Annotated in this window: 24 protein-coding genes; 11 read left to right on the top strand and 13 right to left on the bottom strand. The window is 52.7% G+C overall.

From position 1 onward, the window contains the following. The first annotated feature begins 2 nt into the window (after positions 1-2). Entirely contained in the window at positions 3-1,427 is a 1,425-nt protein-coding gene (locus M4I31_RS05230) for a 6-phospho-beta-glucosidase (RefSeq protein WP_085048867.1), read from the top strand. Positions 1,428-1,598: 171 nt separating this feature from the next. Further along, positions 1,599-1,850 carry a SymE family type I addiction module toxin gene (locus M4I31_RS05225; RefSeq protein ID WP_038633077.1) on the top strand — a complete coding sequence of 84 codons (252 nt, stop codon included), beginning with the start codon at positions 1,599-1,601 and terminating at the stop codon, positions 1,848-1,850. A 45-nt stretch (positions 1,851-1,895) separates the two neighbouring features. On the opposite strand, the gene hycI is transcribed toward M4I31_RS05225, so the two are convergent. The 9 genes from hycI to hycA all read right to left on the bottom strand — a co-directional run bounded on the left by hycI (position 1,896) and on the right by hycA (position 9,775). Next, complete coding sequence (hycI, locus tag M4I31_RS05220; protein ID WP_038633079.1) at positions 1,896-2,366, bottom strand: hydrogenase maturation peptidase HycI; 471 nt, start codon at positions 2,364-2,366, stop codon at positions 1,896-1,898. After that, positions 2,359-2,769, bottom strand: a complete 411-nt coding sequence (locus M4I31_RS05215) for a formate hydrogenlyase maturation HycH family protein (RefSeq protein WP_003037385.1) — start codon at positions 2,767-2,769, stop codon at positions 2,359-2,361. Before M4I31_RS05215 ends, hycI begins: the two co-directional genes overlap by 8 nt. Next, the gene (hycG, locus tag M4I31_RS05210) at positions 2,766-3,533 is read right to left on the bottom strand and encodes a formate hydrogenlyase subunit HycG (RefSeq protein WP_003037388.1); all 768 of its coding nucleotides are present in this window, start codon (positions 3,531-3,533) and stop codon (positions 2,766-2,768) included. Before hycG ends, M4I31_RS05215 begins: the two co-directional genes overlap by 4 nt. After that, on the bottom strand, positions 3,533-4,075 hold the full coding sequence (hycF, locus tag M4I31_RS05205) for a formate hydrogenlyase subunit HycF (RefSeq protein WP_038633082.1): 543 nt from the start codon (positions 4,073-4,075) through the stop codon (positions 3,533-3,535). Before hycF ends, hycG begins: the two co-directional genes overlap by 1 nt. A gap of 9 nt (positions 4,076-4,084) precedes the next feature. Then, complete coding sequence (gene hycE / locus M4I31_RS05200; protein ID WP_006687169.1) at positions 4,085-5,794, bottom strand: formate hydrogenlyase subunit HycE; 1,710 nt, start codon at positions 5,792-5,794, stop codon at positions 4,085-4,087. Positions 5,795-5,811: 17 nt separating this feature from the next. Next, positions 5,812-6,735: a respiratory chain complex I subunit 1 family protein gene (locus M4I31_RS05195; RefSeq protein ID WP_042310580.1), complete on the bottom strand. Its 924-nt coding sequence runs from the start codon at positions 6,733-6,735 to the stop codon at positions 5,812-5,814. Positions 6,736-6,737: 2 nt separating this feature from the next. Further along, complete coding sequence (gene hycC, locus M4I31_RS05190) at positions 6,738-8,564, bottom strand: formate hydrogenlyase subunit 3 (RefSeq protein WP_085048866.1); 1,827 nt, start codon at positions 8,562-8,564, stop codon at positions 6,738-6,740. Next, positions 8,561-9,172: a formate hydrogenlyase subunit HycB gene (gene hycB / locus M4I31_RS05185; RefSeq protein ID WP_038633091.1), complete on the bottom strand. Its 612-nt coding sequence runs from the start codon at positions 9,170-9,172 to the stop codon at positions 8,561-8,563. Before hycB ends, hycC begins: the two co-directional genes overlap by 4 nt. 144 nt (positions 9,173-9,316) lie before the next feature. After that, positions 9,317-9,775 carry a formate hydrogenlyase regulator HycA gene (hycA, locus tag M4I31_RS05180; RefSeq protein ID WP_038633094.1) on the bottom strand — a complete coding sequence of 153 codons (459 nt, stop codon included), beginning with the start codon at positions 9,773-9,775 and terminating at the stop codon, positions 9,317-9,319. A 198-nt stretch (positions 9,776-9,973) separates the two neighbouring features. Between hycA and hypA the strand changes: the two genes are divergently transcribed. The 6 genes from hypA (at position 9,974) to flhA (ending at position 15,978) form a co-directional block, all read left to right on the top strand. Next, entirely contained in the window at positions 9,974-10,330 is a 357-nt protein-coding gene (hypA, locus tag M4I31_RS05175; RefSeq protein ID WP_042310587.1) for a hydrogenase maturation nickel metallochaperone HypA, read from the top strand. A gap of 87 nt (positions 10,331-10,417) precedes the next feature. Next, positions 10,418-11,290 carry a hydrogenase nickel incorporation protein HypB gene (gene hypB, locus M4I31_RS05170; protein ID WP_038633101.1) on the top strand — a complete coding sequence of 291 codons (873 nt, stop codon included), beginning with the start codon at positions 10,418-10,420 and terminating at the stop codon, positions 11,288-11,290. Continuing rightward, a complete protein-coding gene (gene hypC / locus M4I31_RS05165) occupies positions 11,281-11,553 on the top strand; it encodes a hydrogenase 3 maturation protein HypC (RefSeq protein WP_038633103.1) in 273 nt (90 codons plus the stop codon). Before hypB ends, hypC begins: the two co-directional genes overlap by 10 nt. Further along, positions 11,554-12,675: a hydrogenase formation protein HypD gene (gene hypD / locus M4I31_RS05160; protein WP_038633106.1), complete on the top strand. Its 1,122-nt coding sequence runs from the start codon at positions 11,554-11,556 to the stop codon at positions 12,673-12,675. It begins immediately after the preceding gene. Next, complete coding sequence (hypE, locus tag M4I31_RS05155; protein WP_069324562.1) at positions 12,672-13,682, top strand: hydrogenase maturation carbamoyl dehydratase HypE; 1,011 nt, start codon at positions 12,672-12,674, stop codon at positions 13,680-13,682. Before hypD ends, hypE begins: the two co-directional genes overlap by 4 nt. 217 nt (positions 13,683-13,899) lie before the next feature. Further along, positions 13,900-15,978: a formate hydrogenlyase transcriptional activator FlhA gene (gene flhA / locus M4I31_RS05150; protein ID WP_085048865.1), complete on the top strand. Its 2,079-nt coding sequence runs from the start codon at positions 13,900-13,902 to the stop codon at positions 15,976-15,978. Between the two features lie 102 nt (positions 15,979-16,080). On the opposite strand, the gene M4I31_RS05145 is transcribed toward flhA, so the two are convergent. The 3 genes from M4I31_RS05145 to dcuC all read right to left on the bottom strand — a co-directional run bounded on the left by M4I31_RS05145 (position 16,081) and on the right by dcuC (position 19,622). Next, entirely contained in the window at positions 16,081-16,425 is a 345-nt protein-coding gene (locus tag M4I31_RS05145; RefSeq protein ID WP_044699707.1) for a nitrous oxide-stimulated promoter family protein, read from the bottom strand. An 83-nt stretch (positions 16,426-16,508) separates the two neighbouring features. Next, positions 16,509-18,203: an NAD-dependent malic enzyme gene (locus M4I31_RS05140; protein ID WP_085048864.1), complete on the bottom strand. Its 1,695-nt coding sequence runs from the start codon at positions 18,201-18,203 to the stop codon at positions 16,509-16,511. Between the two features lie 51 nt (positions 18,204-18,254). Continuing rightward, a complete protein-coding gene (dcuC, locus tag M4I31_RS05135; RefSeq protein ID WP_085048863.1) occupies positions 18,255-19,622 on the bottom strand; it encodes a C4-dicarboxylate transporter DcuC in 1,368 nt (455 codons plus the stop codon). A 353-nt stretch (positions 19,623-19,975) separates the two neighbouring features. On the opposite strand from dcuC, the gene M4I31_RS05130 reads away from it, so the two are divergent. Next, complete coding sequence (locus M4I31_RS05130; protein WP_085048862.1) at positions 19,976-20,869, top strand: MurR/RpiR family transcriptional regulator; 894 nt, start codon at positions 19,976-19,978, stop codon at positions 20,867-20,869. A gap of 39 nt (positions 20,870-20,908) precedes the next feature. Here M4I31_RS05130 and M4I31_RS05125 read toward each other — a convergent pair whose 3' ends face one another. Then, complete coding sequence (locus tag M4I31_RS05125; RefSeq protein ID WP_085048861.1) at positions 20,909-22,279, bottom strand: adenylosuccinate lyase family protein; 1,371 nt, start codon at positions 22,277-22,279, stop codon at positions 20,909-20,911. Between the two features lie 407 nt (positions 22,280-22,686). On the opposite strand from M4I31_RS05125, the gene M4I31_RS05120 reads away from it, so the two are divergent. Together M4I31_RS05120 and M4I31_RS05115 are read left to right on the top strand one after the other, a co-directional pair. Further along, positions 22,687-23,727, top strand: a complete 1,041-nt coding sequence (locus M4I31_RS05120; RefSeq protein WP_085048860.1) for a porin — start codon at positions 22,687-22,689, stop codon at positions 23,725-23,727. Positions 23,728-23,737: 10 nt separating this feature from the next. Then, positions 23,738-24,511 carry a DUF4886 domain-containing protein gene (locus M4I31_RS05115; protein WP_085048859.1) on the top strand — a complete coding sequence of 258 codons (774 nt, stop codon included), beginning with the start codon at positions 23,738-23,740 and terminating at the stop codon, positions 24,509-24,511. Positions 24,512-24,681: the final 170 nt, after the last annotated feature.

The following is a 24,681-nucleotide window of genomic DNA, read 5'->3' as shown; positions in this document are numbered from 1 at the left end:
CTATGTCTGTTTTTCCGCAAGGATTTTTATGGGGCGGCGCGCTGGCCGCCAACCAGTCTGAAGGGGCATACCGGGAAGGCGGCAAAGGGCTGACCACCGTCGATATGATCCCCCATGGCGAACACCGGATGCCGGTTAAACTGGGTCAGGAGAAGCGCTATACGCTTCAGGACGACGAATTTTATCCCAGCCATCAGGCGATCGACTTTTATCATCGCTACAAGGAAGATATTGCGCTGATGGCGGAAATGGGGTTTACGGTTTTTCGCACCTCAATAGCCTGGAGTCGTCTCTACCCTAACGGCGACGAACTGGCGCCTAATGAAGAAGGTATCGCTTTTTACCGGGACGTTTTTGCCGAGTGTAAAAAATACGGTATTGAGCCGTTAGTCACGCTATGTCACTTCGATGTGCCCATGCATCTGGTTACCGAGTACGGCTCCTGGCGGAACCGCAAAATGGTGGAGTTCTTTACCCGTTACGCCCGCACCTGCTTCGAAGCCTTTGACGGTCTGGTGAAATACTGGCTGACGTTCAACGAAATCAACATCATGCTGCACAGCCCTTTTTCAGGGGCCGGGCTGGTATTTGAAGAGGGTGAAAATCAGGATCAGGTGAAATATCAGTCCGCCCACCACGAACTGGTTGCCAGTGCCCTGGCGACGAAAATCGCCCATGAAGTGAATCCGCAAAACCGGGTCGGTTGCATGCTGGCGGGCGGTAATTTTTATCCTTATTCCTGTAAACCAGAAGATGTGTGGACCGCGCTGGAAAAAGACCGCGAAAACCTGTTCTTTATTGATGTGCAGGCGCGCGGGGCTTATCCCGCCTACTCCGCCCGGGTGTTTCGCGAAAAGGGCGTGACGATAGAAAAAGCCGCAGAAGATGACGACATCCTGAAGAACACCGTCGATTTCGTCTCGTTTAGCTATTACGCATCACGCTGCGCCTCCGCTGACATGAACACGGGCAACACCAGCGCTGCCAACGTAGTGAAATCACTGCGTAATCCGTACATTGCCGCCAGCGAATGGGGCTGGGGTATCGATCCGCTTGGCCTGCGCATCACGATGAATATGATGTATGACCGTTATCAGAAGCCGCTGTTTCTGGTGGAAAACGGGCTGGGGGCGAAAGATGAAATGGATGCCAACGGCGAGATCAATGACGACTATCGCATTCGCTATTTACGCGAACACATCCGCGCCATGGCTGACGCCATTGAAGATGGTGTGCCGCTAATGGGTTACACCACCTGGGGCTGCATCGATCTGGTTTCCGCCTCAACCGGCGAGATGAGCAAGCGTTACGGTTTTGTGTATGTAGACCGGGACGATGCGGGCCAAGGCACGCTGACGCGTACCCGCAAAAAATCATTCTGGTGGTACAAAAAAGTGATCGCCAGTAACGGGGCCGATCTGGCGTAATTCCTCAGCCGGAGGGTTTTGTAATCCTCCGGCAGAATCACCTATTTTCATTTCATGAATTGCATTCCAAATGTGGAATCTTCCTTCCAGTTTCCGGTTTGCCCTTGCGCATTTTTACTGGCATTTTATTCAGTAGTTTTGCTCTTATCCGTTCACCACAAGGAAGCGTTCATGTCTGATGAAAATGGCACAACAGCAGTGGTTATCACCAAACCCGTACGTCGTTTGAAAGTGGGCTATGTCAGAAAACGCCATGAAGATCGTAATACGGGTTTCACGCTCCGTATCAGTCGGCATGCCTCGCTAACGCTGAACGGCGACTGGCTGGAACAAGCGGGATTCCCTACCGGGACGGCAGTGAATGTTTCGGTGATGCAGGGGAAATTAATTATCGAGCAGGCAAGTGAAGAACAGAGTGTGTGAGGCTCAAAACAGGCCGGATGCCACTGGCATCCGGCGTTGGTAAGATTACTCTTCTGGCGCTTCTAACCCGGAAAATCCACCGTGGCCTTCCCATCCGGCTAATCGTTGATAGACAGTCTCGACCGCATCTTTGATCGGCTGCGTCATCGGGTAATAAAAACCGACAATATCCGGCTGAATACCGAGGAAGATCACCTCGCCAACATCCTCTTTTAGCTGATCGACCAGATAGTTCAGCGGCATGTTGTGGGTGGTCATCATGAACATTTCAGCAATATCATCCGGGTCGATAATGCGGATTTCACCCGGGTTTAACCCCATGTCGGTGGCATCCACAATCAACAGACGCTGCGGGCGCAGTTCACGGATAGCGACGATATCGTTTTCCGGCGCGCTGCCGCCGTCGATGACAACCCAGTTGCCCTGAGGATTGGCAGCGCACATTTCCGCCAGTAGCGGACCCGCGCCGTCATCGCCCATCATGCTGTTGCCGACACAAAGTAAAACGTCAGTCACGGTGTCTCCTCACCATCAGATAGATGGCGCTTTCCTGGTGAATATCATGCAGCATGCTGAGCATCAGCTTGCTCCACTCCTGCTGCTGCGGAGTCTGCACGGCGCGCGCATCATCAAACGCGCGCGCCAGCATTTGCACATGGTTGAAATCGATGACGATCTCGCCATACTTCGGCACGCCTTCCATTTTCCGCCGGGCTTCGCTGCCCTCGGCAAGGGTGGCTATCCACGCCAGATATTCATCCCACGGACAGGTTAACGCCGCTTCCAGGCAATCGATGATCCCAAGGTGGTGACCAATCGCCAGGCTGTAATAGACAACCTGCTGCGCCTCTGCGGGCGTCGCATCGTTCTCATCAATAAACTTACGGCTCAGTTGACTGAACACCACCGTTTCACTCATCGGATACGCGCCTCTTCGACTACATGGTTAAGATGCGTGACGATTTCGGTCAGACGCGGATCGTTTTCCGCTTCCAGCCAGCGCGCCACCTGATGTTCACCCTGCCCTAACTGCGTCATATAGTCATCAGCAATCTGGCGACCGTAGCGGTAACCCGCCAGACGGCGAGCTTCGCGGTCCACCTTCACACGCAGCGGTTGAACCATATCCGGATGCAGAATTTCAGCGGGCTGTTCGTCCAGTTCACCTGGCGCACGCGCATGAATTTTCTGTTCCAGCAGACCCAGCGCCATCGCAAAACCGTACAGCGTTGCCGCAGGCGTCGGCGGACAGCCAGGAATATACACGTCCACCGGAACGATTTTATCCGTGCCGCCCCATACGCAGTATAAGTCGTGGAAGATACCGCCGCTGTTACCGCAGGCGCCGTAAGAGATACAAATTTTCGGATCCGGCGCAGACTGCCAGGCGCGCAGCGCCGGAGAACGCATCGCGCGGGTTACCGCGCCGGTAAACAGCAGGATATCCGCATGACGCGGCGACGGTACCACTTTGATACCAAAGCGTTCGGCATCAAACAGCGGAGAGAGCGTGGCGAAAATTTCGATTTCGCAGCCGTTGCAGCCGCCGCAGTCCACACGATAAACATACGCTGAACGCTTGATGCTTTTCAGCAGCGATGCTTTCATGCTGGCAATGGATTCATCCACCGTCATCGGTACCGGAATACCGTTGGCGTCACGTGGGCCTAATAAATTGCTCATCAGCTGGCCTCTTTCATATGGCGAGTCAGTTCAATACGGTCAGACGGCACCAGACATTTCTGGCGCTTACAATCCGGGCAGGTCTCAAAGCTTTCACGGTGGTTTTCCGCGCGGCTGTCACCGTTGTGTTTGAGCAGCGCAATGGCGTAATCAATCTCTTTTTGTACCGCGAACGGGCGGTTACAGACGCGGCAGTTACACAGCGAAAAGCGAGACTGCTGCAGGAAATCTTCTTTCTTCCATACCGCCAGCTCATATTCCTGCGACAGCTTGATCGCCGCCGTCGGGCAAACTTCTTCGCAGCGGGCGCAGAAGATGCAGCGACCGAGGTTGAACTGCCACGCCAGCTCATTGGTAACCAGATCGGTTTCAACCGTCAGCGCATTGGATGGACACGCATTGACACAGGCCGCGCAGCCAATGCACTGCTGCGGATTGTGCTCGGGTTTACCGCGGAAATTTTTATCGACCGCAATCGGCTCCAGCGGATACGACGACGTCGGCGCCCCGGTTTTGATGACTTTTTTGATAAAGGTAAACATGGCGATTCCTTATTTCAGCGGCGAGTTTTTACGCTCGATGCTGTAGCGCTCAAGTTCTTTGTACGGTACGACTTTGCTCTTCTTCTTACGCACATCGACCACGGTCATACGGTCAGTACAGGAGTAGCAAGGATCGAGGCTACCGATAATCAGCGGGGCATCGGAAACAGTGTTGCCACGCAGCATGTAACGCAGCGTTGGCCAGTTGGCGTAGGTCGCCGCACGGCAGCGCCAGCGATACAGTTTCTGGTTATCGCCGGTCATGCTCCAGTGGATGTCATCGCCGCGCGGCGCTTCGGCAAAGCCCAGCGCGAAGCGGTGAGGAATATAGGTAAAGCCTTCCACCGCCAGCGGGCCGCCCGGCAGGTTGTCCAGACCAAAGTCGATCATGTTCAGTGCGGTATAGACTTCATTGATACGGACTTTAAGACGAGAAATAACGTCGCACCCCTGCTCGCTGTGCACTTCCATCGGCAGCAAACCATAACCCACAAATGGGTGATCGGCGCGGGTGTCACGCGCGTGACCGCTGGCGCGAACCATCGGACCGACGTTACTAAAGTCGCGGGCGATCTCCGGATCCAGACGACCAATACCCACGGTACGCTGTTCCATGTTCGGCGTGCTGAGCAGCATATCGACCAGTTCCTGCACCTCACGACGCATCTGCTGCGCCAGTTGACGGGTCTGGATCATATCGTCTTTCAGCAGGTCACGACGGATACCGCCGATCAGGTTCATACCGTAAGTTTTACGCGCCCCGGTGAGGATCTCCGCCATCTTCATCGACGTTTCACGCACGCGGAAGAACTGCATAAAGCCGGAATCAAAACCGGTGAAGTGACAGGCCAGGCCGAGGTTCAGCAGGTGCGAGTGCAAGCGCTCCACCTCCAGCAGAATGGCGCGGATCATCTGCGCGCGTTCCGGCACCACGATACCCATCGCATTCTCTACGGAGGTAGTATAGGCGGTGCTGTGGGCAAAACCGCAGATGCCGCACACGCGGTCCGACAGGAACGTCACTTCGTTGTAACCCATACGGGTTTCCGCCAGTTTCTCCATGCCGCGGTGGACATAGAACAGACGATAGTCGGCGTCGATGATGTTCTCGCCGTCAACAAACAGACGGAAGTGACCGGGTTCATCGGAGGTCACGTGCAGCGGGCCAATCGGCACCACGTTATTTTTCTTGTCGCCCAGTTCGTTGATGAACTCGTAGGTTTCAGCATCGGTGGTCGGCGCCGGGCGCTGACGATAATCCATACTGTCTTTACGCAGCGGATACAGCTCGTCCGGCCAATCATCCGGCAGCACCAGACGACGTTCATCCGGCAAACCGACCGGAATCAAACCGTACATGTCGCGCACTTCACGCTCGCCCCAGACGGCTGCCGGAACGCGTGGCGTCACGGATGGGAATTCCAGCTTATTGGCATCCACTTCAACGCGGACGGTAATCCAGCACTTGGTACCCTGCTCCATCGACATCACGTAATAAACGGCGTAATGGCCGCATAGCTGACGTTCGTCGTTACCAAACAGCACGGACAACCAGCCGCCCTGTTTGTAGTACAGGAACTCAACCACTTCCGGCAGGTAGTTCACCTTGACGGTGATCGTCAGCTGATCTTTGGTCTGCCAGGCTTCATCCAGCACCACGCCCGGAAAGGCCTGGTGCAGAGCGGCGAGATAGTGTTGACCTAATTTTTCTTCAGACATGCTCAAACTCTCTTAAATCACGCCACCAGCAAGGAGACGAACGCTAAAAACGCAAACCCAAAACCGGCCCAGGTCACGCGTGAAGTGGCGCAAAAACGCAGACGCGCCATGCTGTTTTCGAACAAGGCAATGACCAGCACGCCGAGGACCAGCTTGACGACGGCAATCACCAGCGCCAGCAGCAGCCCACCCGCGGTGAAGGTCTCCATCTGTCCCCACGGCAGGAACACGCCGACGAACATTTGCAGTACGACCAATTGTTTGAGGCTAATACCCCATTTCAGCACCGCAAAACCGCTGCCGCTGTATTCGGTCAATGGACCTTCCTGCAGTTCCTGCTCTGCTTCCGCCAGATCGAACGGCAGTTTGCCCATTTCGATAAAGGTGGCGAAAGCACAGGCGCACAGGGCCAGAATCAGCGGGATGCTGCGCGCAGCAGGCCAGTGGTAAACGGTATCGGCGATATTGCTGATATGGGTTGAACCCGCAACCTGCGCCGCCACCCACAGTCCCAGCAGCAGGATAGGTTCAACCAGCACGCCGAGCATCGCTTCGCGGCTGGCGCCAATAGCAGTAAACGGGCTACCAGTATCCAGGCCCGCGATAGAGAAAAAGAAACGGGCGATGGCGAACAGGTAAATTAAGGTGATCAGATCGCCCAATTGCGGCAGCGGTGAACCAACGGTCACTACCGGCAACGCGGTGGCAATAGTCAGCATCACGCCCACCATCACAAACGGCGTCAGGCGGAAAACCCAGCTGGAATCCGCAGGCGCAATGCTTTGACGGCCCAGCAGTTTGATAATGTCGCGGTATTCCTGCAAAACGCCTGGACCTCGACGATTATGCAAACGCGCACGCGCCACGCGGGTCACACCGGACAGCAGCGGCGCCACGGCAAACAGCACCAGCGCCTGAATTAACGGATATAAAACACTCATTTTCAGGCTCCTCGTGAAACCACAATCACCACCAGCACCGCCAGCTCAATCAACGCCAGGCGACGAAACAGTACCGGGGCGGCCGCATTCTGCCAGCCCGGAACCAGTGATACCGGGTTCAGCCATTTACGCAATTTGAGTACCGGGGCAAAGGCTTCTTTCACCGGCATGGCAAAACCGTGGGCGGTAATGACCATTGACTGCTCGTGATCGTAACCACACACCCATGCCGCACCGCGTGAACGCGACGGCAGACGGTTGCCTTTGAAAATTGCCATGATGATGAACGGCAGCAGCGGACACGCGATCAGCAGCAGCGTGATCATTGGCTGAGAAACGGTGGTGTTCGCGGTTTCCAGCGGCAGTGGAACGGCAGAGGAAATCATCGGCAGCAGCCACGGCGCAGCAACGCCGCCAATCACGCAGCAGATAGCCAGCGCAACCACGCTCACGCCCATCAGGATTGGCGCGCAGCAGGCATTTTCAGCTTCCTTCGTGCGCGGCGTGCCAAGGAACGTAACGCCGTACACTTTCGCCATACACATCACCGCCAGCGCGCCAGTAATCGCCAGTCCTACCGCCAGCAACGGCCCTAACAGACGACCGACAAACGCGCCGCTGTTGCCAAGCTTAAAGAAGGACTGATAGATGACCCACTCACCGGCAAAACCGTTCAGCGGCGGCAGTGCGGCCATCGCCATCAGGCCAACCAGCATCGCCAGAGAGATAATCGGCATACGTTTACCGATACCGCCCAACTTCTCGATATCACGATGACCGGTACGGAACCAGATGCTGCCAGCACCGAGGAACAGAACGCTTTTGAACAGGCTGTGGTTGACCAGATGATACAGACCACCGGTCAAACCCAACGCAATCAGCGCCGGTTGATTCAGTGAAATCCCGGTTACGCCAGCGCCCAGCCCCAGCAGAATAATGCCGATGTTTTCCAGCGTGTGGTACGCCAGCAAACGCTGGATGTTATGTTCCATTAGCGCATACAGACCGCCGACAAATGCGGTGATCATACCCAGCACCAACAGCGTAATGCCCCACCACAGCGGCGCGTTACCGCCCAGCAGCGACAGGGAGAGAATACCCAGCAGACCGACCTTCATGACCACGGTAGAAAACAGTGCCGCAGCCGGCGCGCTGGCGTTGGCGTGTGCCTGCGGCACCCAACCGTGCAGTGGGATAATCCCGGCCAGCAGGCCAAAACCAGCCACGCCCAGCAGCCAGATGTCAGACCCAAGCGGCAGCTCCTGGGTGCGCAGATCGAGCAGACGCAGTTCCAGCGTACCGTAGCGCTGCCACACCAGGTAGCAGGCAATCGCCAACAGCAGCGTGCCGATGCGCCCCAGCGCAAACCACAGCTTGCCTTCTTTACTGCAACCGGTCAGGAACACCGCGCACAGCGCCATGATTTCCGCCATCACCACCAGCGTACCGAGGTTGCTGGCAACCACCGCACATACCGCTGCGGCCATCAGCAGATTCACCAGCAGGCCGTTGGCTTTCACCTGTGGATGGCGATGCCAGTCAATGTTGTACAGGCTGACAAACAGACCGCACAGGCCCAGAGTAATCAGCCAGATAGCGTTCAACGGGGTAATTTGCAGGCTGTGACCAATAAACGGCATCACACCGCTTACCGCCAGCGCGTTGGTCAGCACCATAAAACCCGCGCCAGCCGTACACAAACTGCCAACCGCGCCGCCAACCCCTGCAATCCAGCCGCTCAGCGGTTTATGAAATGAAAACAGAAATGCCAGAACCGCAGCCGCTGTAAACCAGGCCACGCCGCTGTTAATCAGTGAAATTGCGCTCATTTTGCATCTCCACTTTGAGCCTGCTGAAACAAGGTGAGATCGCCGAAGTCGGTATTGAAAGTCAGCTCACGCTTACGTTTGCTGGCGCGGGCGATATCCATGTTGCTCACCAGATGCAGGGCTTTGGTCGGACACATGCGTACACAGGCCGGACCTTGCTCGTCAAAACTACACAGATCGCATTTCACCGCGATGGCACGAATGCCCGGAACCCAGTCCAGCAGCGTGCTTACGCGAGCTGGAGCTGGCGGGGCCGGCGGCGCTTTTGATGTATTGGCGTTTGCCGGGATATGCAGCGGACGGCTACCGGAAAACTCAATAGCGCCGAACGGACAGGCGATCCCGCACAGTTTGCAGCTTACGCACAGGCTTTCATTCAGCTGTACGGCGCCGTCAACGCGATTAATCGCATTAACCGGACAAACGGTAGCGCAAGGCGCATCTTCACACTGGTGGCAAAGCTGCGGCGCGGATTCTTTTTCATTTAACATCACTTTCAGGCGCGGCATTGACTGCAGGCCATGCTGGCGATGTGTCTCTGAGCAGGCGGCTTCACAGGTGTGGCAGCCAATACAAAGAGTGGAGTCAGCAATTACAAAACGATTCACCAGGCATTCCTCAGGTGATAGTCATTTTTGACGAAAACATGTCAGGCAAATGTCATTTCGACATTTTTCGACATGCCCATTCCCTAAACTGTCGTGACGCAGTAGTAACGCCGCGTCATGACAAACGTGGGCAGCCCCCGAGGCTTACGCCGGGCTATGTCCCGCAACCAGCTGGCTTAAATTCACCGGCATATTGTTCTCAACCGCGGTGTACAGGCTGTCGTAGACACTGGCGATTTTTTCGAGATAGTGCTCCAGCACCTGCTCGCGATCGCGGTTGCTGATACGCTCATCAACTTTACCGTCGATGGTCAACTGTGCCTGTGCAATCAGTTGCTTATCATCACCCTCTTTCGTTTCGACGTAATACTCGATGGTGTGACTGTTGAAGCCATCCGCCAGCGTGACGTAGATAACGAAGTGTTCAAAAAGGACAAAGCACAGATCTTTGTCCGGCGCGCAGCTCATCGCATGATGCAAACGCGCTTTCGACAGGGTGATCCCCTGAACCAGCGAGTTGCAGTAAATACGCCACTGGTCCTGTAGGCGACGATGCCGTTCAGCGATGTAATCGGCTTTTTCGCTTATTTCCCAAATAGTCATGTCAGGTTACCCGTTTAGCAGAGATGAACAGCCTTAAGCACATTTCATGCCAAAATTAATTTCCTTTATTTTCAAATATATAAAAAATCAAAGACGGGTGACGACGTGTCATTTCGTCATTGTCGTCATTGTCACGGATGAAAAAATTCAACCTGGCATGTTTATTGCTTTTAATACGGCAACTTCATAGGAGGCGGTATGCACGAAATAACCCTCTGCCAAAGAGCACTGGAATTGATTGAACAACAAGCCACGCAACACGGTGCCAAGCGAGTAACTGGGGTCTGGCTCAAAATTGGCGCATTTTCTTGCGTAGAAACCAGCGCTCTCGCCTTTTGTTTTGATCTGGTATGCCGTGGGACCCTTGCAGAAGGTTGTAAACTCCACCTCGAAGAACAAGAAGCAGAATGTTGGTGCGAATCTTGTCAGCAATACGTCACGTTACTGACGCAACGCGTGCGTCGGTGTCCGCAATGCAACAGCGATACGCTGAGAATTGTGGCCGATGATGGTCTACAGATTCGACGAATTGAAATAGGCGACGCCGAAGACTAATTCCGGTGGCACCTGCCAGGCCGGAGAAGACGCTTGCGTCGCCATCCGGCAAAAAGCCTGTAACAAAAAAGAGATCAGGAGTGAGCGATGTGTACGACATGTGGTTGCGCTGAAGGCAACCTTTATATAGAGGGTGATGAGCATAATCCCCACTCGGCGTTTCGCAGCGCGCCATTTGCCCCGGCGGCTCGCCCGGCGCTGAATATTACCGGTGTGAAAACCTCTAATTTCGCACCGAGCCAGACCGCAGAAGGCGACCTGCACTACGGTCATGGCGAGGCGGGTACCCATGCGCCAGGCATGAGCCAGCGCCGTATGCTGGAAGTCGAAATTGACGTGCTGGACAAAAATAACCGTCTGGCCGAACGTAACCGCGCCCGTTTTGCCGCTCGTCAGCATCTGGTATTAAACCTCGTCTCAAGCCCGGGCTCAGGTAAAACGACGCTACTGACCGAAACGCTGATCAAGCTGAAAGACAGCGTTCCGTGCGCCGTGATTGAAGGCGACCAACAGACGGTCAACGATGCCGCCCGTATTCGCGCCACCGGCACCCCCGCCATCCAGGTCAACACGGGTAAAGGTTGCCACCTTGACGCGCAAATGATTGCTGACGCCGCGCCGCGTTTGCCGCTTGATGACAACGGCATTCTGTTTATTGAAAACGTCGGTAACCTGGTCTGCCCGGCCAGCTTCGACCTCGGCGAACGTCATAAAGTGGCGGTGCTGTCCGTCACCGAAGGCGAAGATAAGCCGCTGAAATATCCGCATATGTTTGCCGCCGCATCGCTGATGCTGCTCAATAAAGTGGATCTGCTGCCGTACCTCAATTTTGATGTTGAAAAGTGCATCGCCAGCGCCCGGGAAGTGAACCCGGACATTGAGATCATCCTGATTTCCGCCACCAGCGGCGAAGGGATGGACCAATGGCTCTCCTGGCTGGAGACGCAGCGATGTGCATAGGTGTTCCGGGTCAAATCCGCACCATTGATGGCAACCAGGCCAAAGTCGACGTTTGCGGTATTCAGCGCGACGTCGACCTGACGCTGGTCGGTAGCTGTGATGAAAATGGTCAGCCGCGTCTGGGTCAGTGGGTACTGGTCCACGTCGGCTTTGCGATGAGCATCATTAATGAAGCAGAAGCGCGCGACACGCTCGACGCGCTGCAAAATATGTTTGACGTTGAGCCGGATGTCGGCGCGTTGCTGTACGGCGAGGAAAAATAAATGCGTTTTGTTGACGAATACCGCGCGCCAGAACAGGTGATGCAGTTGATAGAGCACCTGCGTGAACGTGCCGCTCTCCTCCCCTATACCGCTGAACGACCGCTGCGCATCATGGAAGTTTGTGGTGGCCATACCCACGCTATTTTCAAATTCGGACTCGACCAACTGCTGCCCGAAAACGTGGAGTTCATTCACGGCCCTGGCTGCCCGGTTTGCGTTCTGCCGATGGGCAGAATCGACAGCTGTGTTGAAATCGCCAGCCATCCGGAAGTGATTTTCTGCACCTTTGGCGACGCCATGCGCGTGCCGGGAAAACAAGGCTCACTACTACAGGCCAAAGCGCGCGGCGCGGATATCCGCATCGTCTATTCGCCGATGGATGCGCTGAAGCTGGCGCAGGAAAACCCAACGCGTAAGGTTGTGTTCTTTGGTCTGGGTTTTGAAACCACCATGCCAACCACCGCCATTACCCTGCAGCAGGCCAAACAACGCGATGTGCAGAACTTTTACTTTTTCTGTCAGCACATTACGCTTATCCCCACGCTGCGCAGCCTGCTGGAACAGCCGGACAACGGCATCGATGCCTTTTTAGCACCGGGGCACGTCAGCATGGTGATAGGCACCGACGCCTATAATTTCATTGCCTCAGATTTCCATCGCCCGTTAGTGGTCGCCGGCTTTGAGCCGCTCGACCTGCTGCAAGGCGTGGTGATGCTGATTGAACAGAAAATCGCCGCCCAAAGCCAGGTCGAAAACCAGTACCGCCGCGTGGTACCGGATGCCGGTAACGCCTTGGCGCAACAGGCCATCGCTGAGGTATTTTGCGTCAACGGCGACAGCGAATGGCGCGGTCTGGGCGTGATCGAATCGTCTGGCGTTCACCTGACGCCGGACTATCAACGTTTTGATGCCGAAGCGCATTTTCAGCCAGCGCCACAGCAGGTATATGACGATCCGCGCGCGCGTTGCGGAGAGGTGTTGACCGGTAGATGTAAACCGCATCAGTGCCCGTTATTTGGTAAAACCTGTAACCCGGAGACCGCCTTTGGCGCACTGATGGTCTCCTCAGAAGGCGCATGTGCCGCCTGGTATCAGTATCGTCAGCAGGAGTGTGAAGCATGAACAGCGTACAACTCGCCCACGGTAGCGGCGGTCAGGCTATGCAGCAGTTGATCAACAGTCTGTTTATGGAGGCTTTTGCTAATCCGTGGCTGGCGGAACAGGAAGATCAGGCGCGTCTGGAACTGGCGCAGTTGGTTGCAGAGGGCGATCGTCTGGCGTTCTCTACCGACAGCTATGTTATCGATCCGTTGTTCTTCCCCGGCGGTAATATCGGCAAGCTGGCTATCTGCGGTACGGCTAACGATGTCGCCGTCAGCGGCGCGATTCCGCGTTATCTCTCCTGCGGGTTTATCCTTGAAGAAGGTCTGCCGATGGAGACGCTGAAAACCGTCGTCACCAGCATGGCGGCAACCGCACGCGAAGCGGGCATCGCCATCGTGACCGGTGATACCAAAGTCGTGCAGCGTGGCGCCGCAGATAAGTTGTTCATCAACACCGCCGGTATGGGCGCGATCCCCGCCAACATTCACTGGGGTGCGCAAACTCTCGGCCCTGGCGATGTATTGCTGGTTAGCGGTACGCTCGGCGACCATGGCGCAACCATTCTTAATCTGCGCGAGCAATTGGGTCTTGATGGCGAACTGGTTAGCGACTGTGCGGTGCTCACGCCGCTTATCCAGACGATACGTGATATACCCGGCGTGAAGGCGCTGCGTGACGCCACCCGTGGCGGCGTGAATGCGGTGACGCATGAGTTTGCCGCATCATGTGGATTTGGTATTGAGCTGTCTGAAGCGGCCCTGCCCATGAAGCCTGCGGTGCGTGGCGTTTGCGAGCTGCTGGGCCTTGATGCGCTCAACTTTGCCAACGAAGGCAAACTGGTGATTGCCGTTGAGCGTCAGGCTGCTGAAAGCGTGCTTGCTGCGCTGCGCGCGCATCCGTTAGGACGCGACGCGGCAATGATTGGCGAAGTAGTTGAACGTAAAGGTGTACGTCTTGCCGGACTGTATGGCGTGAAACGAACCCTCGATTTACCACACGCTGAACCTTTACCTCGTATATGCTAGCAGGCAGTTGGCAGCATGCTGTAAGCCGGATAAGACGCATTGGCGTCGACATCCGGCATTAACGCTGCATTATCGCCTGATGGCTTTGCTTATCAGGCCTACGGATTGCGTGACCAGCGAGTTTGCGGTCAGCCATCCGGCAATAATTTACGACTTATACCTATAATTCATTTACCGTTTTCGCACCGTTTTGCGGTGCTTTCCCTGGAAAAGCAATATGTCGTATACACCGATGAGTGACCTCGGACAGCAAGGCCTGTTCGATATTACTCGTACATTATTACAGCAGCCCGATCTTCAGTCTCTCAGCGAGGCGCTTTCACAGCTGGCCAGGCATTCCGGACTGGCCGACTGCGCGGCTATTGTCTTATGGCAGGCACAAACGCAACGTGCGCGTTATTTTGCGACGCGCGAAAATAGTAAACCTATCGATTATGAAGACGAAACGGTGCTGGCGCATGGGCCGATACGCCGTATCCTGTCGCGCCCCGACGCGCTGCACTGCAACTATCATGAGTTCACGGAAACCTGGCCGCAGCTGGCATCCGGCGGATTGTATTCTGAATTTGGTCACTACTGTCTGCTGCCGCTGGCGGCGGATGGGCGCATCTTTGGCGGTTGCGAATTCATCCGCAACGAAGACCGGTCATGGAGCGAAAAAGAGTACAATCGGCTCCAGACCTTCACCCAGATTGTCGGTGTCGTGGCTGAACAAATTCAGAGCAGAGTCAGCAATAACGTCGATTACGATCTGCTGTGCCGTGAGCGTGACAACTTTCGCATCCTGGTCGCCATCACCAATGCGGTGCTTTCCCGACTGGACATAGATGAACTGGTCAGCGAAGTCGCCAAAGAGATCCACCATTATTTCGACATCGATGCTATCAGTATCGTGTTACGCAGCAGTCGCAAAAATAAGCTGAGCATCTACTCCACCCACTATCTGGATGAGCATCATCCGGCGCACGAACAGAGCGAAGTGGACGAAGCAGGCACACTCTCTGAGCGGGTCTTCAAAAGCAAAGAGATGCTGCTGATTAACCTGAGCGAACGCGACGCCCTTGCTCCTTATGAACGGATGCTGTTCGAGACCTGGGGCAACCAATTACAGACGCTGTGCCTGCTGCCGTTGATGTCCGGCAATAACATGCTTGGCGTACTGAAGCTGGCGCAGTGCGAAGAGAAAGTCTTCACCACCGCCAATCTCAAACTGCTACGCCAGATTGCCGAGCGTGTGGCGATTGCCGTGGATAACGCCCTCGCCTACCAGGAAATTCACCGTCTGAAAGAACGTCTGGTCGATGAAAACCTGGCGCTGACAGAACAGCTCAACAACGTTGACAGCGAGTTCGGCGAAATCATTGGCCGCAGCGAAGCGATGTACAGTGTGCTCAAACAGGTCGAGATGGTGGCGCAAAGTGACAGCACCGTATTGATTCTCGGCGAGACCGGGACAGGCAAAGAGCTGATCGCCAGAGCGATTCATAACCTGAGCGGCCGTAACGCCCGCAGGATGGTAAAAATGAACTGTGCGGCAATGCCTGCCGGATTGCTGGAAAGCGATCTGTTTGGTCATGAGCGCGGTGCGTTTACCGGAGCCAGCACGCAACGTATTGGGCGTTTCGAACTGGCGGACAAAAGCTCACTGTTCCTTGATGAAGTGGGCGATATGCCGCTTGAGCTTCAGCCGAAGCTATTGCGCGTTTTGCAGGAACAGGAGTTTGAGCGTCTGGGCAGCAATAAGCTGATCCAGACCGATGTCCGTTTGATCGCCGCCACCAACCGCGATCTGAAAAAGATGGTCGCCGATCGCGAGTTTCGCAACGATCTCTACTATCGGCTGAACGTCTTCCCGATCCATCTGCCGCCGCTGCGCGAACGCCCGGAAGATATTCCGCTATTGGTAAAAGCTTTCACCTTTAAAATTGCCCGCCGAATGGGGCGCAATATCGACAGTATTCCCGCTGAAGCGCTGCGTACGCTGAGCAGTATGGAATGGCCGGGTAACGTGCGTGAACTGGAAAATGTGGTAGAACGCGCGGTGCTGCTCACAAGGGGCAATGTACTGCAACTGTCTCTGCCGGATGTTGTCGCTTTGACGCCTTCCACGCCGCCAGTGGCGACCGAAGTCGCACAAGATGGCGAAGATGAATACCAGTTGATCATGCGCGTGCTGAAAGAGACTAACGGCGTGGTTGCCGGCCCCAAAGGCGCGGCGCAACGACTGGGACTGAAGCGCACGACGTTGCTGTCACGCATGAAGCGCCTGGGTATTGATAAGGATGCGCTGGTTTAACGGTTCGCCCGATGGCGCTTTGCTTATCGGGTCTACCCACTGGTGCGTTTATATTTGTAGGCCGGATAAGGCGCAACCGCCATCCGGCATAGAATTGCTACATTACTTCTTCCGCTGGTACTTTTCGGGCAATTCCGGGACAGGACGTTTGTCATCAATCAGATGACGTACGGTCAGGATCGGATGACGCCAGAGCATTCTTGGCCCAGCCCAGCGCATAATCTGCTTCATCTCTTCACGTTTGGCGGGTTGATAACAGTGTACCGGGCACTGTTTGCAGGCCGGTTTTTCCTCACCAAATACGCACTTATCCAGACGCTTTTGCGCATAGGCAAACAACGCATCGTAATGCCCCGGCTCGTCTGAGGCCTGCGGACACTGGCGCTCGTACAGCGAGATCATTCTCTGGATCGTCATTTTTTCACGTGCAATACGTTTGCCGGACATGGTGCCTCCCAATTAAGTTGCATAAATAATACACCTTAAAAGTGAAGGCAACCATCATATGAGTTCGCTTACCCGGAAAATGACTAAATTGCCCGTCGTTTATAAGGGCGGTAGTGCGGTAGCCAAAAGTTATCTTTAATGCTCCGCAACAAGGCATCGTCGCTCATTTTTTCCGCCACACCTGATTGCCACGCCGCCTTGCCGACCTCAAACGCAATGTTGCGAGTCACCTCGCATATTGTGCCAATCTCTGGTAACAGCGCGCCTTCACCGTCACGCACCAGCGGAGAAGCTTCCGCCAGCGCACGGCTTGCCGCCATCAACATTGCCTCTGTTATCCGCGTCGCGCCGCTGGCGATAGCCCCCAGACCGATCGCCGGGAAAACATACACGTTATTACACTGTGAAACAGGAATGACACGTCCATACATCTCTACCGGCTCGCATGGGCTACCGGTTGCGATAATGGCCTGTCCCTCGGTCCAGTGAAGAATATCTTCTGGCCGTGCTTCCATTTTCGAGGTGGGGTTCGACAACGGCATCACAACAGGACGATCGCAGTATTGGTACATCGTGCTAATCACTTCCTGCGAGAACAATCCTGCCTGGCCCGAAACGCCCAGCATTACCGCAGGTTTGGCATTGCGGATCACCTCCAGTAACGACGGAGTCTGCATCTCGTATTGCCAGCCAAATAACGCATCGGGCGACTGCGCCAGCGGTTGCTGGAAAACAGCTAATGCCTCATTGGTCGTCATCACCAGACCGTCGCGATCCACCATAAAAATGGTCCGTCGGGCTTCAGCCTGGCTCATTCCCTCAGACATACGACAAGCAATAATATGCCGGGCGATCCCACATCCCGCAGCCCCCGCCCCTACAATCACGATCGATTGCTGACGGAAGTCCCGGCCGCTGCCACGGCAGGCAGCGAGTATGGTGGCCAGAGCCACCGACGCCGTGCCCTGGATATCATCATTAAAGCAGCACAATTCATCGCGATAACGTTCCAGCAAAGGCACGGCTGTATGTTGGGCGAAATCTTCAAACTGCAGCAGTACGTTGGGCCAGCGCCGTTTTACGGCAGCAATAAACATTCCAATAAACGCGAAGTAATCTTCACCGGTTACGCGCGGATGACGCCAGCCGATATAGCGCGGATCGTCCAGTAGTCGCGTATTGTTCGTGCCGACATCCAGTAATATCGGCAGCGTATTCGCCGGATTAACTCCGCCGCAGACGGTATAGAGAGACAACTTCCCGATAGGAATGCCCATACCACCAACCCCCTGGTCGCCCAATCCCAGAATACGCTCGCCGTCGGTGACGACGATCACCTTGATATCGTGCCGTGGAATATCATGCAATATATCGTCAATACGTTCGCGATCGGGCCAGGAAATAAAGACGCCGCGCGCTCGTCGGTATATCCAGGAAAATTTTTCGCAGGCAGCACCTACCACCGGGGTATAAACGATTGGCAGCATCTCAGGCAGATATTTTTTCAGCAGGTAATAAAATAACGTTTCGTTGGTATCCTGAATATTTCTCAGATAAATATGTCGGGCATTATGTGATTCTGCTTCGAGGTACTGTTGATAAGCTCGCTCGGCTTGTTCATCAATATTCTCAATAGCGCATGGCAGTAATCCACCAAGGTTAAAGTCATGCCTTTCTTGCTGAGTGAAACTGCTTCCTTTATTTAATAACGGAGACTCAAGCAGTAACTTTCCCGTAAACGGAACGTATAAAACATCGTTTGTCACGTTGACATCCATAAATTACAACCAGATAAAAAATAAGAGCCTGCATTAACAGGCTCCCGGGATTCAAATCAGGACATAGTTGGCAATCAGCATCGCCGCGATACCGGCCAGCGCGGGAAGCAGCGTTCTTCTAACGATCATAAACGGTGAACATTCCCCCGCTTTACTTACCGCAATAATGATGCCAGCCACTGGAGACATCGAGCGCCCCATACCCGCCATCAGCTGCATAGGGAGGATCATATTGACGGCGCTTTCACCAAATTTTGCCGCAATCGAGGGCGCCAGGCCGGAGAAGGAGAAAAAGGCCGCAACGCCAGAGCCTGTCAGCACAGCGGTTACGCCCACCAGCGCAGTCATCACCAGCGTCATGCTGGTAAAGCCCAGACCGGCGTTTTGTACGGACTGCAGTAAGTAATCCACCGCGCCAATTTTCTGCAGCCCCTGAGCATAGATGTCCGCACATACCAGTAAAGAAACGATGCTGGTAAACATGCTGCCCATCCCTTTGAAAAAGACCTGTATTCCTTTGCAGCAACTTTTAAAATCCCGCGTGGTCGCCAGTTCGAAGAAAAAAGCGACCACTGCGCCAAGAATCATCGCCGTGACCACGTCAATTTTGATGGATTTGATCACTAGCGGACTAAAGACCAGCACCAGTAGCACGGGTAATACCGGCAACAACGCGTAAACAGCAGGGACTTTACGCCCCTCTTCTTCGGCCTCAACCACGCTTTGTGCGCCAGGTACGAAGCCATCTTTCTTGTCGAAATATTTTGCGGTGAAATAAATCACCACCGCCACAGCCAGCATGACTACCACAGCCACCGGCATCTGATAATGGGCAAAGTAGATAGCACTTTCCATACCGGCATGCTTCGCCGCCAGATTCGCCGTACCAACCGCAGGCCCTAAATCCATAAACGCGCACAGGCCAATCATCGCGGCCGCAGAAGCTTTACTGACACCCAGGCGAACCAGAACCGGGAAGAATGTCACCAGTAGCAACATCGCCAGACCCGCCGCACTTGAAATTGCCACATGCAGAAGCTGCGCACAGATATACCCTAACGCAAGGATTAAATAAGGCGCTTTAATCACCTGCAGCGGTCGAATGCACATATTAACCATCGCATTCGACGCTTTGATGTGATCCATATAGCTGGCGAATCCTCCCGCAGCCATAATGATAAGACCAATGCCCGCAATTTGTGTGGTAAGCGATTCTTTTGCAAAGCTAAAGATGTCCAGCCAAGTTGCCCCGGTGGATTTCGCTTTATCATAGAGAATGCTGTTTTCTGGATAAAACAGTACGGTAATGGTCAATAATGCCAGTCCAGCGAGTAATAAAACAGTTTGCGGCTGATAATTTTTCACAATTAACCATGCAGCAATAACTGTTATCACTATTGCTATAATAAACGCCGTCATAATAACAATTCCTATGCCATACAAATCGGGTAGGGTTACCTGTCATATCATCATAGCTTATGTAGGATAGTAAAAAATCACACCTATATATAAGCAGCTATAATATGTACGTTAATTTATCGTATTACATACTCAAATATTGAGCCTTAATTGTAATGGTTTGTGTGAGCGTAAAATACGGGAAAGGTGTTTTCCCACCCCTTTTTGTGAGTAAGATCGCAACTCATCTGAATGTGTCCGCGCTCTGCAGAAATAGATGGATACGGGTTTCCAACATATTCACTCTATGATTGACGTCGAAAGCGTATTACCCTATAACAACGTTGATATACAACAGCCATCGGGTATTATCCATGTACAAAAAAAACACATTAAGTCTGGATGAATATAATTCTCTTACTCTTAATATGGGTGATTTAACTGAATCTGAGTGCCGACTCAATGAGTACATAAATAAACACTTCAATGAACTCCCCTATCATGGCATTGTCGACCTCTCACAAAATGCGATGGTAAGCAAAGCGACCATTGGCCGATTTTTGAATAAAATAGGGTTTACGGGCTATGCTGCTTTCCGCAAAGCATTAGACATTACGCTGTCAAAAAATAAAATCTCTGCACCTTTTGAGAAAAACACCATACAGCGTAACAATCCTGACATTACCACTGAAAGTATCGTTACCGATTTCACCCACAAAGTAGCAGAATTATTTAATCAATTTAAGAATAATATCGATATTACAAGCCTGAATGCTTTTATCGATCTGGTACTGAACAATCAACGTCATATTTATGTTGTTGGTCCTTCGTCTTCTCATGCCATGGCGACACATTTTTGTACCTTGTTAAAGTACTTTCGCAGTGACATCACTCTGTTACCGACGGATATCAGCGAACTCCCTAAATGTCTCATCAATATTAAGGAGGACGACGTACTGATTGTGTTCTCCTACTATCGATTTAATCGGGTAGCCCTCAATATTGCAAAGTGGTTCAGAAAAAAGAATGCTGCCGTGGTGCTGGTGACCAACTCAGAGGCAAACCCATACGGTAAATTTTGCGATCTGCAATTTGTTCTCCCCAGCGACGTACAATCCATTTTTCAAAGCCGTATTCTCGGCTTCTTCTTCATCGAACTGATTTTGCATCTGGCTTATGAGAAAGGAGATAACGAGGGGAATTTTGCCCAACTGGAAGAATTGTTCGTCTTCTTTGAAACATTTTCGGCCTCAGCACACAACACGTAATGCCGCCAGGAGGATTCTCTCTCCAGGCAGCATTACGATTCAGGCCATCTCTGTCGTTTTCACACGATCGAATTCAGCAACCGTTTCTGCAATTAGCGCATCGTTAGCCCCAATATATGACAGCGGTTCGCAGGCGGCGGCAATTTCCGCCACAGACAATGACGCGCGGATTACCGAACTGGACTGCACGATCTCCATGAAGCTTTGCTCGCCTGTTGCATGCTTCAGCAGGTTTTTCACTAAGTTATAGGCAGATTCCCTGCCAATTTTAGCGGCAAGCTTCATCGTCAGCGATTCCGACATAATAAAGTGCTTCGAGCAGTCAAAATTAGCGCGCATCTTCTCTTCATTAATAATGAGATGAGAAAGCAAATTTTTTGCACGTGTAAGACTGGTCGATAAGGCATTAGAGGCCTCCGGAAGGATCGTCCAGTTCAGGACCCTCATAGAGGCGGCTCGCACATCCTGTTGATCCAGCATGGACGGTGCGCCGGAAGCATACATCCAGCCCATTCTGGCCAGCGTTTGCATCATGTTACTGGCGCGCGGATTGACTTTGTGCGGCATCGTGCTGGATCCGCCGCCGCCTTCGCCCTCAAACACTTCAGCAATCGGCGTGCGCCCCATGGTTTCGACATCGTTAGCCAGTCGACACAGCGTGCCGTGAACAAGCGCAAAAAACTGCACAACTTCAACGACCGCATCCTGACTGGCGTTGTTAATACCACAGGGCACGTTCAGACCTAACGCCTGCATCAGTCGTTCACGCGTTTCCATTCCCTTCTCGCCCACGGAAGCCAGATTCCCCACCGCACCGCCAAAGAGTCCGGTCACCGCACGCGGATACAACTGCTGGAGTCTTGCCAGATGGCGGTTAACCTCTGCCAGATAACTGCAAACATGAAGCCCCCATGTTGTGGCGGAGGCATCCACCGAATTGGTGCGCGCAACCATAACCGTACGGGTGTGACGTATTGCCATCGCTTTCATCGCTTCACCCACATCACACAATTGCTCACGCAGCAACTGCAGCGTTTGCTGCAATCTCATCGCCATTCCTGAATCCAGTAGGTCCTGAGTGGTACATCCCCAGTGCAAAAACTGGCTTACCAAAGGTGTGCCAGAAGCAGAGATCTGATCAATTAGCGGTTTTATCGCCATCCCCACCGTTTGTGTATCCTTGGCCAGAGCAGGCCAGTCTATCTGTATTTCCTGGCAGGCTTGCGCAATTTCTGCTGCCGCCTGCTCAGGGATAATCCCTAACTCACTTTGAATGCGTGCGACAGTGGCCTCAAAACGCAGCCAGCAACGCATCAGATTGTCGTCAGACCATATTTCCCGCATCCGACCGTGGGTGAACAATGAAGAATAAAGATCAGAATCAAATACCGTTGTTTGCTTACCGAACATACAGCGCCTCTCCGGCCAATGAATGCGTCATAATCGAAAATGTGATTAATCAATTTTGCGGGATCTGTCCTGCAAATTACAGGGGAAAATAGTATTCCCACCCCAAAACCGACTATGAGAATGCACTATTCCCATTTTCAGTTTTTACATCCGTTAGAAATGGGATGCACTTCACAGTAATTTTCGCATTACATTTTAAACAGTCGTAATATTTCAATAAAATCGCTCATTAAATATAAGAACCATTAATACAATAGCGCAATCGGAGATATTTATGCGTGAATAATCACATTTCATTACGAGAAAAAATGTTTCCCATATCGCTGCCATTCCTTTTCCACAAACAATTATCCCGCTGTGAACTTTCTTTTTATGGTCAGGAAATTAATGCTGTTTTGAGGGATGACATGAAGCTAAAAAATTATTCACTAATATTACTAATGGGTATGAGCTCCTCGGCGTTCGCCTTAAACGTCTATAATAAGGATGGAAATACTCTGGATATCTATGGTCGCGTTGAGGGCAAAATTGCCAGTGGCCAGAATTCATTTGCTGGTAGTGAAAGCCGAAGCGATCTGGGTGGCCGTGTAGGTATTTATCTCACCCGAGATCTGGATCTTCTGCCAGATACCAAAATCGTGGGTCGCCTGGAATGGCAGGTGCGTACCGAAAAAAATGATAACAATACCGGTGAAAGCGATATGGAGGCCCGCTATTCCTATGTCGGCCTGTCGAATAAAACATGGGGTGAACTGATCACCGGGAGAACCAAAAACCCGCTGTATCAGGTAATGAAAATGACCGATAAGTACAAAAACTTTACCCCCAATATCTACAGCTATGGCATTACAACCATTGATGATTCGTACCAGTTCAACCGCCAGGACGGCACCGTACAGTGGAACGCCAAATTTGCGGGCAATGAGATTCAGTTGGCATGGGTCTCTGGTAATGGCAACAGCGATAACGAAGCCCTGGACTACGGCGCGATGGCCAGCTATCGCAAGTCTTTCAAATTTGGCGATTTTAGAATTACACCTGCGATTGCTGCCAGTCGTTATAAACGACAGGATGGGGTAGAGACTACCGATGGACGTAATCAAAACGATCAAATTATGGGAGGGTTACAACTCAACTATAAAGCCTATGAAGTCGCGGTAACCGCGTTACGGACTTCTATTTCCCGCGATAACAAAAGTGATAATAATTATAAAGGAATGGATTCACTTATTTCCTACAACTTTGGCACCGTCAAGGTTCTCACTGGATATAGTTTTTTAAATGAAGATGGTAAAGATATCGCTGAAAAAGAAGACTGGCGTGCTGAAGCGCAATTAACATTGGCTGAAGATACGTGGTTATCATTTACTTATGATAAAGAATTCGCCAGTAAGAACAAAAAAACCAATGATGATGCGCTCATCGTTGGACTCCGTTATGATTTCTAAGAGATAACCGATGAAAAAAATAACCTTGTTTACCGCTGCAATGACCCTTGCACTGAGCAGCATTTGCTCTCACGCGGATACATTATTAGCGCCTTCCGCCCATGCCAAAATGGATGGTGAGAATAAAATTGTCGCGCTTTATGGTAACTCGTTCACTTTCTATAACAATAATATCAATACCCGATTGCGGGATTTGACGCAGTCTTTACTGCCGGACCATGCCAAAGGCTATAAATATCGGGGGATCACGATTTCCAGCGGTCATTTAGGCTGGCAAATTGAGAATATGCGCTACCAGAACACGCTACAGAAATGGGATGTGGTGGTATTGCAGGGGAACTCCACAGAAACGATCTCAAAGAAAGAAAGCACCCGGCAAAACTTCGTTGACTCCGCAACCCAAATGGCCGAAATGGCGCATAAAGCAGGTGCAAAAGTCGTCTATTTCATGACCTGGGCGAAGAAAGCTCAACCCGAAGATAGCCAAAAACTGGCGGATGCTTATATCTCCATTGCGCAAAAAACGGGGGGATATGTCGCTCCGGTAGGTCTGGCTTTCGAGAAAGCGCGCAAAACCCATCCGGAAATAAACCTGTATTATCATGATGGCGTACACCCTTCGATTTCTGGAACGTATCTCGCAGCCTGCGTATTTTTCGCTACCCTGTATAACCAGTCTCCGGTCGGCGGCGCGCTTCCTGTTGATACGGATATGACCCCAGCTGCCGCCAAAGCGTTACAACAGGTAGCATGGGAAACCGTCACTGAGTTCCAGAAGTCATAATCATCAGGTTATTCATCCGCTGCGCGGCGACAATCGTGTCGGCGCGCAACGCGTTATCCCCGTCAATTCCTTAGCACCCTACGCAAATAAGAATTATTTTCATTTGTTTATACCTTGTGCTATATAACATAGCAAAGGCTATATTCGTTGATAAATTAACCACTTTGTTG

Source organism: Citrobacter sp. XT1-2-2 (genome assembly GCF_023516235.1).
GTDB classification, from domain to species: domain Bacteria; phylum Pseudomonadota; class Gammaproteobacteria; order Enterobacterales; family Enterobacteriaceae; genus Citrobacter; species Citrobacter werkmanii.
Note: the sequence above shows the minus strand (reverse complement) of the source record. Positions and strands in the feature narration are given on the sequence as shown.